At 74.1% G+C, this 13,488-nt stretch carries 12 protein-coding genes; 4 read left to right on the top strand and 8 right to left on the bottom strand.

Annotated elements, in window-relative coordinates; all coding sequences use genetic code 11:
- Positions 1 to 171: 171 nt before the first annotated feature.
- The 4 genes from ACFWJB_RS32900 to ACFWJB_RS32885 form a co-directional block, all read right to left on the bottom strand.
- Positions 172 to 795: a GntR family transcriptional regulator gene (locus tag ACFWJB_RS32900; RefSeq protein WP_385466004.1), complete on the bottom strand. Its 624-nt coding sequence runs from the start codon at positions 793 to 795 to the stop codon at positions 172 to 174.
- 210 nt (positions 796 to 1,005) lie between these two features.
- Positions 1,006 to 2,748, bottom strand: a complete 1,743-nt coding sequence (gene sucB / locus ACFWJB_RS32895) for a 2-oxoglutarate dehydrogenase, E2 component, dihydrolipoamide succinyltransferase (RefSeq protein WP_386926802.1) — start codon at positions 2,746 to 2,748, stop codon at positions 1,006 to 1,008.
- Positions 2,749 to 2,812: 64 nt separating this feature from the next.
- Entirely contained in the window at positions 2,813 to 4,201 is a 1,389-nt protein-coding gene (lpdA, locus tag ACFWJB_RS32890) for a dihydrolipoyl dehydrogenase (RefSeq protein WP_385466010.1), read from the bottom strand.
- 306 nt (positions 4,202 to 4,507) lie between these two features.
- Complete coding sequence (locus tag ACFWJB_RS32885; RefSeq protein WP_385466013.1) at positions 4,508 to 6,034, bottom strand: leucyl aminopeptidase; 1,527 nt, start codon at positions 6,032 to 6,034, stop codon at positions 4,508 to 4,510.
- Between the two features lie 242 nt (positions 6,035 to 6,276).
- Between ACFWJB_RS32885 and ACFWJB_RS32880 the strand changes: the two genes are divergently transcribed.
- A complete protein-coding gene (locus tag ACFWJB_RS32880) occupies positions 6,277 to 7,062 on the top strand; it encodes an endo alpha-1,4 polygalactosaminidase (RefSeq protein ID WP_386926799.1) in 786 nt (261 codons plus the stop codon).
- A gap of 3 nt (positions 7,063 to 7,065) precedes the next feature.
- Here ACFWJB_RS32880 and ACFWJB_RS32875 read toward each other — a convergent pair whose 3' ends face one another.
- On the bottom strand, positions 7,066 to 7,848 hold the full coding sequence (locus ACFWJB_RS32875; protein ID WP_386926797.1) for an adenosylcobinamide-GDP ribazoletransferase: 783 nt from the start codon (positions 7,846 to 7,848) through the stop codon (positions 7,066 to 7,068).
- A 60-nt stretch (positions 7,849 to 7,908) separates the two neighbouring features.
- Here ACFWJB_RS32875 and ACFWJB_RS32870 point away from each other — a divergent pair, with 60 nt between their 5' ends.
- Positions 7,909 to 8,655 carry a hypothetical protein gene (locus ACFWJB_RS32870; RefSeq protein ID WP_385466022.1) on the top strand — a complete coding sequence of 249 codons (747 nt, stop codon included), beginning with the start codon at positions 7,909 to 7,911 and terminating at the stop codon, positions 8,653 to 8,655.
- Positions 8,656 to 8,679: 24 nt separating this feature from the next.
- Here the strand turns inward: ACFWJB_RS32870 and cobT are convergent, their stop codons facing one another.
- A complete protein-coding gene (cobT, locus tag ACFWJB_RS32865) occupies positions 8,680 to 9,738 on the bottom strand; it encodes a nicotinate-nucleotide--dimethylbenzimidazole phosphoribosyltransferase (protein WP_386926794.1) in 1,059 nt (352 codons plus the stop codon).
- Positions 9,739 to 9,888: 150 nt separating this feature from the next.
- Here cobT and ACFWJB_RS32860 point away from each other — a divergent pair, with 150 nt between their 5' ends.
- Positions 9,889 to 10,644 carry a class I SAM-dependent methyltransferase gene (locus ACFWJB_RS32860; protein WP_386926792.1) on the top strand — a complete coding sequence of 252 codons (756 nt, stop codon included), beginning with the start codon at positions 9,889 to 9,891 and terminating at the stop codon, positions 10,642 to 10,644.
- Here the strand turns inward: ACFWJB_RS32860 and ACFWJB_RS32855 are convergent.
- The gene (locus ACFWJB_RS32855; RefSeq protein ID WP_386926790.1) at positions 10,633 to 11,832 is read right to left on the bottom strand and encodes a bifunctional adenosylcobinamide kinase/adenosylcobinamide-phosphate guanylyltransferase; all 1,200 of its coding nucleotides are present in this window, start codon (positions 11,830 to 11,832) and stop codon (positions 10,633 to 10,635) included. The two genes, ACFWJB_RS32860 and ACFWJB_RS32855, sit on opposite strands and share 12 nt — an antisense overlap.
- Before the next feature lie 168 nt (positions 11,833 to 12,000).
- Between ACFWJB_RS32855 and ACFWJB_RS32850 the strand changes: the two genes are divergently transcribed.
- A complete protein-coding gene (locus tag ACFWJB_RS32850) occupies positions 12,001 to 12,213 on the top strand; it encodes a hypothetical protein (RefSeq protein ID WP_189228162.1) in 213 nt (70 codons plus the stop codon).
- Between the two features lie 49 nt (positions 12,214 to 12,262).
- Here ACFWJB_RS32850 and ACFWJB_RS32845 read toward each other — a convergent pair whose 3' ends face one another.
- A complete protein-coding gene (locus ACFWJB_RS32845; RefSeq protein WP_386926788.1) occupies positions 12,263 to 13,357 on the bottom strand; it encodes a S1C family serine protease in 1,095 nt (364 codons plus the stop codon).
- Between the last annotated feature and the right edge of the window lie 131 nt (positions 13,358 to 13,488).

The raw sequence follows: 13,488 nt of genomic DNA, 5'->3' as shown, positions 1-13,488 counted from the left end.
GGGCAGCTACAGTTGTGTATAAGAGACCGGTCCGGCGGCTGTCGGCGCGTCGCGGCCGATCGCGCAGTTCCCCGCGCCCCTTTCGGGGGCGCGGGGAACTGCGCGATCAGGGGGTCTGGGGGCGCAGCCCCCAGGGGTCGGGAATGGGAAGGGGCGGCGGGGGCGAGAAAACTAGGCGCGGGGGGCGCAGCCCAGGACGTGGGCCTTGACGATCTCCGGGATGCGGGGGTCGTGGCGCCGGAACGCCGCGACCAGCTCCTCGTGCTCCTCCGCGTACGACTGCTGCACGGTCCCCAGCCACCGTATCGACAGGGCCGTGAACACCTCGATGCCCAGGCCCTCCCACGTGTGCAGCAGCACCGAGTTGCCGGCCGCCCGCACCAGCTCCCGGTGGAAGCCCACCGTGTGCCGCACCTGGGCCGTCCCGTCGGCCACCCGGTCGGCCTCGTGGAGCGCGGCCACATGGGGTTCCAGGACGGAGCAGTCCTCGGCGAGCCGGTCCGCCGCCAGCTCCGCCGCGATGGCCTCCAGGCCCGCCCGGACCGGGTAGCTCTCCTCCAGGTCGGCGGCGGTGAGATTGCGGACGCGTACGCCCTTGTTCGGCGCCGACTCGATCAGCCGCAGCGACTCCAGCTCGCGCAGCGCCTCCCGCACCGGGGTCTGGCTCACCTCCAGCTCGGTGGCGATCCGCCGCTCCACGATCCGCTCGCCCGGCTGCCAGCGCCCGCTGATGATCCCTTCCAGGATGTGCTCGCGGATCTGTTCGCGCAGCGAGTGGACGACGGGCGCGGTCATGAGAGCTCCTTCAGGAGGGGCGGCGGGCGGGACCCCTGGGGCGTTCGGCCTTTAGACAATACGGCCGTCGCGGCGCGCGGGAAGGGCGCACGGGGGCGCTTCCACGCAGGTGAGACGAGACTTACACGGTGTGCCGCCGCCGGAACGCGACGGTGCCCCCGCCCGGAAAGCTCCGGGCGGGGGCACCGTACAGGCCCATGGGCAGGGGAATTACAGGCCGAGCTCGACCTCGAACTCGCCCGCCTCCAGGATCGCCTTGACCGCCGTCAGGTAGCGGGCGGCGTCGGCGCCGTCCACCAGGCGGTGGTCGTAGGACAGGGTCAGGTACGTCATGTCGCGGACGCCGATGACCGTGCCCTCCTCCGTCTCGATGACGGCCGGACGCTTGACCGTCGCACCGAGGCCGAGGATGGCGACCTGGCCCGGCGGCACGATGATCGTGTCGAACAGCGCGCCGCGCGAACCGGTGTTGCTGATGGTGAAGGTCCCGCCGGACAGCTCGTCCGGAGTGATCTTGTTGGCGCGGACCTTGCCGGCCAGCTCGGCCGTGGCCTTGGCGATACCGGCGATGTTGAGGTCACCGGCGTTCTTGATGACCGGGGTCATCAGGCCCTTCTCGGAGTCCACCGCGATACCGATGTGCTCGGTGTCGAAGTAGGTGATGGTCCCCTCGGCCTCGTTGATCTTGGCGTTGATGGCCGGGTGGGCCTTCAGCGCCTGCGCCGCGGCCTTGACGAAGAACGGCATCGGGGAGAGCTTGACGCCCTCACGGGCCGCGAACGCGTCCTTGGCCCGGGCGCGCAGCTTCATCAGGCGGGTGACGTCGACCTCGACGACCGACGACAGCTGGGCCTGCTCGCGCAGCGCCTTGACCATGTTGTCGCCGATGACCTTGCGGATGCGCGGCATCTTGACGGTCTGGCCACGCAGCGGGGAGGCCTCCAGGGCGGGGGCCTTCTTCGCGGCGGTCCCAGCGGCAGCGGCGGCCGGAGCCGGAGCGGCGGCCTTCGCGGCCTCGGCGGCGGCGGTGACGTCCTGCTTGCGGATGCGGCCGCCGACGCCGGTGCCCTTGACGGTGGACAGGTCGACGCCGTTCTCGGCGGCGAGCTTGCGCACCAGCGGGGTGACGTAGGCGCCGTCGTCCACCGGCTGGGCGGCGGCCGGGGCGGCCGGAGCCGGGGCGGCCGGAGCCGGGGCGGCCGGAGCCGGAGCGGCCGGGGCGGGCGCGGCCGGGGCGGGCGCGGCCGGAGCCGGGGCGGCCTGCTGCGGAGCCGGGGTGGGCTCGGGCTGCGCGGGGGCGGCGGGCTCGGACGGGGCGGCGGCCGGAGCGGCACCCGCCTCACCGATGACGGCCAGCTTGGCGCCGACCTCGGCGGTCTCGTCCTCGCCGACCACGATCTCCAGCAGGGTGCCGGAGGCGGGGGCCGGGATCTCGGTGTCGACCTTGTCGGTGGACACCTCGAGCAGCGGCTCGTCGGCCTCGACGCTGTCGCCGACCGACTTCAGCCAGCGGGTGACGGTGCCCTCGGTGACGCTCTCGCCGAGCGCCGGCAGGACCACGTCGGTGCCCTCGGCGGAGCCGCCGGCGGCGGCCTCGGCGGTGGGAGCGGGGGCCGGGGCGGCCTGCTCGGTCGACGGGGCGGCCGCGGCGGGCTCGGGCGCCGGCTCGGCGACCTGCTCGGCCTGCGGGGCGGCCTCGGCGGCCGGGGCGCCGGAGCCGTCGTCGATCAGGGCCAGCTCGGCGCCGACCTCGACCGTCTCGTCCTCGGCGACCTTGATGGAGGACAGCACGCCGGAGGCGGGGGCCGGGATCTCGGTGTCGACCTTGTCGGTCGACACCTCGAGCAGCGGCTCGTCGGCCTCGACGCGCTCACCCTCGGCCTTCAGCCAACGGGTGACGGTGCCCTCGGTGACGCTCTCGCCGAGCGCCGGAAGGGTTACGGAAACCGCCATGGTTTCGGTTGCTCCTTACGAATTGCGGAAGTCTGTGTCGTCGCGCCCTGTGACCGAGGGAAGGTCAGTCGTGGGAGTGCAGCGGCTTGCCGGCCAGCGCCAGGTGGGCCTCGCCGAGCGCCTCGTTCTGCGTCGGGTGGGCGTGGATGAGCTGGGCCACCTCGGCGGGCAGCGCCTCCCAGTTGTAGATCAGCTGGGCCTCGCCGACCTGCTCGCCCATGCGGTCGCCGACCATGTGGACGCCGACCACGGCACCGTCCTTGACCTGGACGAGCTTGATCTCGCCCGTGGTCTTCAGGATCTTGCTCTTGCCGTTGCCGGCCAGGTTGTACTTCAGGGCGACGACCTTGTCCGCGCCGTAGATCTCCTTGGCCTTGGCCTCGGTGATGCCGACGGAGGCGACCTCGGGGTGGCAGTACGTCACCCGCGGCACGCCGTCGTAGTCGACCGGGACGGTCTTCAGACCGGCCAGCCGCTCCGCCACGAGGATGCCCTCGGCGAAGCCGACGTGCGCGAGCTGGAGCGTCGGGACCAGGTCGCCGACGGCGGAGATGGTCGGGACGTTGGTCCGCATGTACTCGTCGACCAGGACGTAGCCGCGGTCCATGGCGACCCCGGCCTCCTCGTAGCCCAGGCCCTGCGAGACCGGGCCGCGGCCGATGGCGACGAGCAGGACCTCGGCCTCGAACTCCTTGCCGTCGGCGAGGGTGACCTTGACACCGTCCTGGGTGTACTCGGCCTTGTCGAAGAAGGTGCCCAGGTTGAACTTGATGCCCCGCTTGCGGAAGGCGCGCTCCAGCAGCTTGGAGCTGTTCTCGTCCTCGACCGGCACGAGGTGCTTGAGGCCCTCGATGATCGTGACGTCGGTGCCGAAGGACTTCCACGCGGAGGCGAACTCGACGCCGATGACGCCGCCGCCCAGGATGATCGCGGACTTCGGCACGCGGTCCAGGACGAGGGCGTGGTCGGAGGAGATGATCCGGTTGCCGTCGATGTCCAGGCCCGGCAGCGACTTCGGCACGGAGCCGGTCGCGAGCAGGACGTGGCGGCCCTCGACGCGCCGGCCGTTGACGTCCACCGAGGTCGGGGAGGACAGCCGGCCCTCACCCTCGATGTAGGTCACCTTGCGCGAGGCGATCAGACCCTGCAGGCCCTTGTACAGGCCCGAGATCACGTCGTCCTTGTACTTCTGGACGGCCGGTACGTCGATGCCCTCGAAGGTGGCCTTCACACCGAACTGCTCGCTCTCGCGGGCCTGGTCGGCGATCTCGCCCGCGTGCAGCAGGGCCTTGGTGGGGATGCAACCCTTGTGCAGGCAGGTGCCGCCGACCTTGTCCTTCTCGATCAGGGCGACGTCCAGACCCAGCTGCGCCCCGCGCAGGGCCGCGGCGTAACCACCGCTGCCACCGCCGAGGATCACTAGGTCGAAAACGGTGCTGGCGTCGTTCGCCACGTCACGTCCTCCATGCATGTGCGCCACCGGTCAACGGTGACCGGCTGGCGGCTGGTGTCCGGCCGCTCGTTCTTCGGCCCTTGGTTGGGGCCCTGTCCTGCCGAGCCCCATCTTCGCACTTGTCGGCCCCTTACGAGACGCCGGGCCGGGGTGTGAGACACCCCACGTTCCCTCGTGGCGCAGGAGGCGATGATGCCCTCGGGGGCGCGGGCCGTTTCGATCCGCGGCTCCGCCGCGTGGCCGCGACGAGCCACCACGGACCCGCGGCCGGCGAAATCACCCGCACCCCCGAGCCGGCAGGCGCCCCTAGCCCAGGTCGCCCGCGGCCGTCAGCTCGGCGACCCGAACCAGCGTCCGCACCGCCGTGCCCGTGCCGCCCTTCGGCGTGTAGCCGAACGGCGCGCTCTCGTTGAAGGCCGGGCCCGCGATGTCCAGGTGCGCCCAGGTGATGCCCTCGCCGACGAACTCGCGCAGGAACAGGCCGGCCACCAGCCCGCCGCCCATCCGCTCACCCATGTTGGCGATGTCGGCGGTCGCGGAGTCCATGCCCTTGCGCAGGTGCTCCGGCAGCGGCATCGGCCACGCCGGCTCGCCGACCTCCTCCGCCGCCTCGTGCACCGCGGCACGGAACGCGTCGTCGTTCGCCATGATCCCGTACGTGCGGCTGCCCAGCGCCAGCATCATCGCGCCGGTCAGCGTCGCCACGTCGATGATCGCGTCGGGCTTCTCCTGCGAGGCCGCCCACAGGGCGTCGGCCAGGACGAGACGGCCCTCGGCGTCGGTGTTGAGGACCTCCACCGTCTTGCCGCTGTACATGCGCAGCACGTCACCCGGGCGGGTGGCGGAGCCGGACGGCATGTTCTCGGCCAGCGCCAGCCAGCCGGTGACGTTGACCTCGAGGCCGAGGCGCGCGGCGGCGACGACCGCGGCGAACACGGCGGCCGCACCGGCCATGTCGCACTTCATCGTCTCGTTGTGCCCGGCCGGCTTCAGCGAGATGCCGCCCGAGTCGTAGGTGATGCCCTTGCCGACGAAGGCCAGGGACTTCGTCGCCTTCGACGAGGTGTACGACAGCTTCACCAGCCGCGGACCCGACGCCGAACCGGCGCCGACACCGAGGATGCCGCCGTAGCCGCCCTTGGTCAGCGCCTTCTCGTCGAGCACCTGCACCTTGATGCCGTGCTCCTTGGCGGCGGCCTGCGCGATGGCGGCGAACGCCTCGGGGTTCAGGTCGTTCGGCGGCGTGTTGACCAGGTCGCGGGCGCGGTTCAGCTCCTCGGCGACGGAGGCGGCACGCTCGATCGCGGCCTTGTAGGCCTTGTCGCGGGGCTTGCCGCCGAGCAGCGCGGCCTCGGCGAGCGGCGCCTTGCCGTTCTTCGCCTTGGCGTCCTTGCCGTTGGCCTTGTAGGCGTCGAAGGAGTACGCGCCGAGCAGCACGCCCTCACCGACGGCGCCGGCGTCGGCGGCCTCGGTCAGCGGCAGCGCGAAGACGGCCTTCCTGGCACCGGCGAGCGCGCGGGCCGCGACACCGGCGGCCCGGCGCAGCGCCTCGGCGTCGAAGCCGGCGTCCTTCTCGGGCTCGGCGCCCAGGCCCACCGCCACCACGACGGGGGTCTTGAAGCCGGACGGCGCGGGCAGCTTCGTCACCTCGCCCTCCGCGCCGGAGGCACCGAGGGTCTCCAGCACGTCGGCGAGCCTGCCGTCGTACGCCTTGTCCACGGCCTCGGCGCCCGGTGCGACGACGGGGCCGCGTGCGCCCTTGGCGACACCGATCACGATGGCGTCGGCCCGCAGGCCGGGCACCGCTGCGGTGGAGAGAGTGAGAGCAGTCACGGTGGTGAAATCTCGCTTCCGTATGAAGTCCTGAATGGCCGAATGCGGGTGGGTCGACCGGGCCCGACAACCGACCCTAGATCCCTCCTGCGGTGTGGTATCCACCCGGGCAGGCGAACACCCGGCACGAGCCTACGCTCGCGCCGCCTCCCGCTCGCCGCCGCGCCCCCGCGTTTCCGGTGCCGCCGGGGGCGTAGGAGATCATCGGGGGTATGCCGACCCCACCCTCCGGAGCGCGCCCCATGAGACGCCCGGCCCTGCTGACGGTCCTGCTCCTGCTGCTCGCCGGCTGCTCCTCGGCGTCCCCCGACGACGAGCGGGGCGACGCCGGACCCTGGCGGCCGCGGCCCGGCACCGCCTGGCAGTGGCAGCTCAGCGGCAGACTCGACACCACCGTCGACGTGCCGGTCTACGACATCGACGGCTTCGACCACGGCGCGTCCACCGTGGCCTCCCTGCACGACGACGGCCGCAAGGTCATCTGCTACGTCTCGACCGGCGCCTGGGAGGACTTCCGCCCCGACGCGGCCGGCTTCCCCGAGTCGGTGCTGGGCGAGGGCAACGGCTGGGAGGGCGAACGCTGGCTGGACATCCGGGCGACGGACGTCCTGGAGCCGCTGATGGCCGAACGTCTCGACATGTGCCGGGAGAAGGGCTTCGACGCGGTCGAGCCGGACAACATGGACGGCTACCGGAACGAGACCGGCTTCCCGCTCACCGCCGGCGACCAGCTCCGCTACAACCGGCTGATCGCGCGGCTCGCCCACGAACGGGGCATGGCCGTCGGCCTGAAGAACGACCTCGACCAGATCCCGGACCTGGTGGACGACTTCGACTTCGCCGTCAACGAGCAGTGCGCCCAGTACGGCGAGTGCGCCGACAACAAGCCGTTCATCGACGCGGACAAGGCGGTCTTCCACGTCGAGTACGAGCTCCCGACCGACCGGTTCTGCGCCGAGTCCCGTGAGCTGCGGCTGAGTTCGATGCTGAAGAAGTACGAACTCGGCGTGTGGCGCGAGGCCTGCTGAGCGTCAGCCCAGCACCAGGACGACCAGCGCGGTCGTGGCCGCCGTCTCCGCGACCCCGCCGAAGACGTCACCCGTGACCCCGCCGAAGCGCCGGACGCAGTGCCGCAGCAGCAGTTCGGCGACGGCGACGGCGCACAGCACGGCGAGTGCCGTCCGGGCCGCGTCGTACGGCCCGAGGAACGCGCCCGCCGCGGCCCCGGCCGCCGCGACGGCGACGACCGCGCCCACGGCCCGGCGTGCCGGGACCACCCCGGCGACCGCGGCGCCCAGCCCTTCCGGGCGCGCCGCCGGGACCCCGGCCCGGGCGGCCAGGGTGAGCGCCACCCGGGCGGCGGCCGCCGAGACCACCGCGGCGAGGGCGCCCCGCGCCCACGAGGCGTCGTACGCCTGCGTCAGCGCGGCCACCTGGGCCAGCAGCACGAGGACGAGGGTGATCACGCCGAAGGGCCCGATGTCGGACTGCTTCATGATCCGCAACGCGTCCTCGGCCGGCTTCCCGCTGCCCAGTCCGTCCGCGGTGTCGGCCAGCCCGTCCAGGTGCAGCCCCCGGGTGAGTACGGCGGGCACGGCGGCGGTGGCGACCGCGGCGAGCAGGCTGCCGGCGCCGAGGAACAGCAGCACGAGCCCGACGGCGGCGGCGGCGACGCCGACGACCAGGCCGGCCAGCGGGGCGCACAGCATGCCGCCGCGCGCCGCGCCGCGGTCCCAGCGGGTCAGCCGGACCGGGAGCACGGTGAGGGTGCCGAAGGCGAACCGGAGGCCGTCGGTGGAGGGGGTCCTGAGCACCGGCGCAGACTACCCGGCGGTCACCGGGGCACTTCCGGGGCTCGGGGATAAAGTTCCCATATGGGAGATTGGTGGCAGCGGAACATCGTCGAACCGGGAAAGCTGCCGCTGCTCCTCGCCCTCACGGCCTTCGTGCTGACGTTCGTGATCACCCGGGCCGTGACGCGCCTGATCCGGGCGGGCAAGGGCCCGTTCGGGAACGTCCAGGCGGGCGGTGTGCACATCCACCACGTGGTGCCCGGGGTCGTCCTCACCGTCGTCGGCGGCTTCGCCGCGGTCGCCGGCGGCCGGTACGGGTTCGGGTCGGCCCTCGCGGCGGTGGTCTTCGGCATCGGCGCGGGTCTCGTCCTGGACGAGTTCGCGCTGATCCTGCACCTCGACGACGTCTACTGGACCGAGGCCGGACGCAAGAGCGTGGAGGTCGTCGTGATCACCGCGGCCCTGGTCGGACTGGTCCTCGCCGGGTTCACGCCGTTCGGCGTCGACAACGTCTCCGAGGACGAGCTGCAGGACCGCGCCAACGTCATCGCGACCGTCGGGGGCAACTTCGTCTTCTCCCTGCTCGCCCTGGCCAAGGGCAAGGCGCGCCTCGCGATCTTCGGCGTGATCATCCCGCTGCTGGCTCTGATCGGCGCCGTCCGCCTCGCCCGGCCCGGTTCGTTCTGGGCCCGCCGCTTCTACGGCCGGCGCCCGCGCGCCCGGGCCAGGTCCCGCCTGCGGGCCTACCGCCACGACCGCCGCTGGTCCGGGCCGCGCCGCGCCCTCCAGGACTGGATCGGCGGCCGCCCGGACCCGGGACGCCGCTGATCCGGGACGCCCGCGCGAGCCCGCTCACTCGCCGCCGTCGGCGACCTCCGGCAACTCCGCCGCCAGCGCCGCCGCGGCCTGCACCAGCGGCAACGCCAGCAGACCCCCCGCGCCCTCACCCACCCTCACGCCCTGCGCCAGCAGCGGCTCCAGCGCCATCCGGTCCAGCGCCTTCGCCTGCCCCGGCTCCCCGCTGTCGTGGGCCGCCAGCCACCAGTCCGGCGCCCGGAACGCCACCCGCTGGCCCACCAGCGCGCACGCCGCGGTCACCACGCCGTCCAGGATCACCGGGACCTTCCGCACCGCGCACTGCAGCAGGAAGCCCGTCATCGCGGTGAGGTCCGCGCCGCCCACCGTCGCCAGCAGCTGGAGCTGGTCCCCGAGCACCGGCCGCGCCCGCCGCAGCGCGTCCCGGATCGCCGCGCACTTGCGCATCCACGCCAGGTCGTCGACGGCCAGCCCGCCCCGGCCGGTGACGACCGACGCGTCCGTGCCGCACAGCGCCGCGACCAGGACACCCGCCGCCGTCGTACCGCCCACGCTGATGTCGCCGAGCACCACCAGATCCGTACCGGAGTCGGCCTCCTCGTCGGCCACCGCCGTCCCGGCCCGGAAGGCGGCCTCCGCCTCCTCAAGGGTCAGCGCGTCCTCCACGTCGATGCGCCCGCCGCCGCGCCGCACCCGGTGCTTCACGACCTCGGCCGGCAGCGTCTCCGGGTCGCAGTCCAGCGCCATGTCGACCACCCGCACCGGCACCCCGAGCCGCCGGGCGAGCACGGACACCGGCCGGCCGCCCTCCAGCACCGCGCGCACCAGGTCGGCCGCGCCGCCCGCGGGACGGGCCGACACGCCCAGCTCGGCGACCTTGTGGTCACCGGCGAAGAGCACCACCCGGGGCCGTTCGACGGGCCGTACCGGCACGGCGGACTGTGCCGCGGCCAGCCACTCACCCAGGTCGTCCAGCCGGCCCAGCGACCCGGGCGGCACGACCTGACGCTCCCGGCGCGCCTCGGCGTCGCGGCGCACCCCGCCGTCGGGGCGCTCGATCAGATCGGTGAAGTCGTCGAGATTCAGCGAGCTCATTCGCCGAACAGTACCGGCCCCGGCCGGACGCCACGGAGGTCACATCCGCACCGCGCCCCACCGGCGTCGTTGCCCTCCGGATCGTCATCCCCTACGTAACGTTTTGCGTTGGATTGTCGTACGTCCTCCTCCACCTGTCGGGAGCCGCCCATGTCCGAGCCCCCCGCCCCCTCGGTGCCGTCTCCCGTGCCCCCGGTGCCTCCCGTCCCCCTCTACGGCCCGCACCGCGCCGACTGCCCCTGGTGCGGCTCGCGGCGGCTGCGCTCCCGGCCCGGCCACCAGGGCCCGCGGCGGGGCGCGCCGGCCCGCTCCGTCCTCGACCGGTGCCGGGACTGCCGGCACACCTTCCGCAACCCCATGCTCGCGCCCCGTACCGCCCCCCTCGCCGTCCGGGCCGGCGTCCGCCTGCGGCACGTCCTGGCCGCCCGCGCGATGCTCCGCCACCACCCCGAGCCCGAGAGCTGGCTCGACGTGGGCACCGGCGACGCCGACTTCCCGCGGGCGGCGCGGGAGTACTTCCCGTACACCTCCTTCGACGGCGTGGACCCCACCCACCGCGTCCTGCGGGCCCGGGCGGCCGACCGCCTCGAGGAGGCGTACCTCGGCCGGCTGACGGACCCGCACATCGCCGCCCGGCTCCGCGCCCGCTACGACGTCGTCAGCCTCTTCCAGCACCTGGAACGCGTCCCCGACCCGCGCGCCGAACTGCGCGCCGCCCTCCACGTGCTGCGCCCCGGCGGCCATCTGCTCCTCGACGTCGCCGATCCGCGCCGCCTGTTCGCCCTGCCGCCGGGCACCCCGCACCCGGCGGGCCTGCGCACCGAGCTGGAGGCCCACGGCTGCACGGTCCTCACCGCCGGGCGGGCCCCCCGTCTCGTCGCCCGCAAGGGGGCGTCAGCCCCGTAGCACCAGCGCCTGGCCCGCCACCACCAGCAGCACCTGCTCGCACTCGCCGGCGAACGCCGCGTTCAGCCGCCCGAGTTCGTCGCGGTAGCGGCGGCCCGACGCGGTGGCCGGCACGATGCCCGACCCGACCTCGTTCGACACGGCGACCACGGTGCGCCGGGTGGCGCGCACGGCCTCCGTCAGCTCCCGCACCCGGTCCCTGAGCGCCCGTTCCCCGCCGTCGGCCCACTCGGCGTCGTCCCACGCCCCGACGGCGTCCATCGCGTCCGTGAGCCACAGCGACAGGCAGTCGACCAGCAGCGGCGGCCCGTCGTCCTTCAGCAGCGGGACCAGGTCGCAGGTCTCGACGGTGTGCCAGGATCCCGGCCGCCGCTCGCGGTGCGCGCGGACCCGGACCGCCCACTCGGTGTCCCCGCCCCGGGAGCCGCCGGTGGCCACGTAGAGCACGTCGGGGAAGGACTCCAGCCGCCGCTCGGCCTCCACCGACTTCCCCGACCGGGCCCCGCCCAGCACCAGCGTCCGCCGCGGCACGTCGGGCACCTCCTCGTACACGCCCGTCACCAGCGTCGTCCCGTCCGGCACCGCCCGCGCCCCCGCCGCCGCGAGCCGCCGCGCCAGCTCCCGGCCCGGCGGCACGTCGTGACCGAGGTGGACCGCGACGACGTCCGTCGTCGGCCCCGCCGCGCCCACCGCCCGCAGCTTCGCCAGCGCGTCGGGGCGTCCCACGACGTCCGCGAGGACCAGGTCGTAGGGCTCGGCGGTCTCCGCCGGACCGGCCGGCGCCCCGCCCGGCGGCAGGTACAGCAGCCGTTGCCCGTCCGGCCCGGTCACGGCGTACCCGGTGCCCGGCGCGTCCAGCGCCACCGCCCGCACCCGGTGCCCCGTCAGCAGCGCCAGCTCCCGCCCGTCCGGCACCCGCCCCGGCTGCGGCAGCCCGGCCGGCACCTCCACGGCGGGGCCGTCGTGCGGGTGCGACAGCAGCACCTGCCGTACGCCGGCCAGGGAGTGCCCGGCCCGCGCGGCGGCGAACGCGGCACCGGGGGTCAGGTCGAGGAGCAGCGCCCCGTCCACCAGCAGCGCGGTCGCCGCGCGCGCGTCGTCGCCCTGCGCCGCGGCACACGCCGCGCAGGGACAGTCGGGGCGGGGGAGTCCCGCGGGGGCACCGGTGCCGAGCAGAGTCACGTCCACGCCCCGATTTTCGCCGGTCGCCCGGAGACGTGCGCGCCCGAGGCCCCCGAGGGGCCCGGCCGTGCCCCGGCCTTCTACGACCCGGCCGGCTCAGCGCATAGGCTTCGACCGGGAGCCGGACCAAGATCCGGCTTCCGCTCTGCATGTGCTCACATCTTGGAGGCGTACATGGCGGCATGGACGTGGCGGTTCGAGACGGCCGGCGGGACGGAGGTCCAGCCCGCGGTGCAGCCCGAGGAGTTCACCACGCAAGGGGATGCCGAGTCCTGGATCGGGGAGCACTGGAAGGACCTCCAGGAGGGCGGCACGGACCAGGTGCGGCTCTTCGAGGACTCCACGGAGATCTACGGGCCGATGAGCCTGCACGCCGAGGAGGCCTGACCCGGGCGCCGGGGGAGGGGGCGGCCACGACCGGCCGCCCCCTCCCGCGTCACTGCTCGCCCAGCGTCACCTCGGCGGTGCGCCGGTCGCCGCCGCGGGTGTAGGTGACCTCGGTGCGCTCGCCCGGCCGCATCGACGCCAGGGCCTCGGAGAGCGAGGTGATCGTGGTGATGTCCGTGTCGCCCAGCCCGGTGATGACGTCCCCGGCCCGCAGGCCCGCCCGGTCCGCGGCACCGCCGTCGCCGACGCTGACGATCGCCACACCGGCGGCACGGTAGTCGTCGTCGACGACCGTACGGCCGGTGATGTCCAGTGCCGCCCGCCCCGAGTCGGTGACCTTGCCGTTCCGGATGATCTGGCCGGCGATCGTCTTCACCGTCGAGGCCGGGATCGCGAACCCGATGCCGGGTGCCGCGCTGTCGCCGAGGGCCGGGTCGGTCGCGGCGAGCGTCGGGATGCCGATGACCTGCCCGTCGAGGTTCACCAGGGCGCCACCGCTGTTGCCGGGGTTGATGGCGGCCGAGGTCTGCACCATGTTGGCGAGCGTCGCCCCCGTGCCGCCGTCCTCGCGCCCCTCGGTGACGGTCCGTCCGGTCGCCGACACGATGCCCTGCGTCACGCTGGACGACAGCCCCAGCGGCGAGCCCATCGCCAGCACGATCTGTCCGACCTCGACCTTCGAGGAGTCCCCGAACCCGGCCGCCCGCACGCCCTCGGGCACCTTGTCCAGCTTGACGACCGCGAGGTCCTGCTCGGGGTAGGTGGAGACGAGCCGCGCGGACAGCGGGTCCTCGCTGTGGGCGGTCGTCACCCGGAAGTCCGTCCGGTCCCCGACGACATGGGCGTTGGTGACGACGTGGCCCCGGCCGTCGTAGACGACCCCCGAGCCGAGGGCGTCCCCGGCCTGGATCTGCACGACCGACGGCAGGACGTCCTTGATCACCTGCTGGTATTCGGCCTGGAGGTCGTTGGCCGCGGCCGGCGCGGCGGCCCGGGTCGTGGCGGCCTCCCGCCCGGCGCCGGTACCGGATTCCGGCCCGGCGCCCGCTCCGGCCGCGGTGCAACCGGTGGCGAGCAGCAGGGCGCACGCCGGCGCGGCGACTAGGGCGCGTGGCCGGGACACACGGGTGCGGGAGACGTCCATGCCCCGAGTCTCACGGCGGCCCGGAGGTCCTGCTTCCGTACGGCACCCGAACGGGCGCCGCGGGGTGCCCAGGGCCTGTCGTTTGGATCATGCCGGCCCGAGCGGGGCGCGCCGTCCGTCACAGCCGGCCT

It is taken from the genome of Streptomyces sp. NPDC127100 (genome assembly GCF_042724095.1).
In the GTDB taxonomy this organism is placed as follows: Bacteria; Actinomycetota; Actinomycetes; order Streptomycetales; family Streptomycetaceae; genus Streptomyces.
Note: the sequence above shows the minus strand (reverse complement) of the source record. Positions and strands in the feature narration are given on the sequence as shown.

What these genes read in the sequence shown, in the direction of transcription:
- ACFWJB_RS32860 (WP_386926792.1), top strand. Translation starts at nt 9,889, where the DNA reads ATGTCCGAGCCCCCCGCCCCCTCGGTGCCGTCTCCCGTGCCCCCGGTG.
- ACFWJB_RS32845 (WP_386926788.1), bottom strand. Translation starts at nt 13,357, where the DNA reads ATGGACGTCTCCCGCACCCGTGTGTCCCGGCCACGCGCCCTAGTCGCC.
- cobT (WP_386926794.1), bottom strand. Translation starts at nt 9,738, where the DNA reads ATGAGCTCGCTGAATCTCGACGACTTCACCGATCTGATCGAGCGCCCC.
- ACFWJB_RS32900 (WP_385466004.1), bottom strand. Translation starts at nt 795, where the DNA reads ATGACCGCGCCCGTCGTCCACTCGCTGCGCGAACAGATCCGCGAGCAC.
- ACFWJB_RS32870 (WP_385466022.1), top strand. Translation starts at nt 7,909, where the DNA reads ATGGGAGATTGGTGGCAGCGGAACATCGTCGAACCGGGAAAGCTGCCG.
- ACFWJB_RS32850 (WP_189228162.1), top strand. Translation starts at nt 12,001, where the DNA reads ATGGCGGCATGGACGTGGCGGTTCGAGACGGCCGGCGGGACGGAGGTC.
- sucB (WP_386926802.1), bottom strand. Translation starts at nt 2,748, where the DNA reads ATGGCGGTTTCCGTAACCCTTCCGGCGCTCGGCGAGAGCGTCACCGAG.
- ACFWJB_RS32880 (WP_386926799.1), top strand. Translation starts at nt 6,277, where the DNA reads ATGAGACGCCCGGCCCTGCTGACGGTCCTGCTCCTGCTGCTCGCCGGC.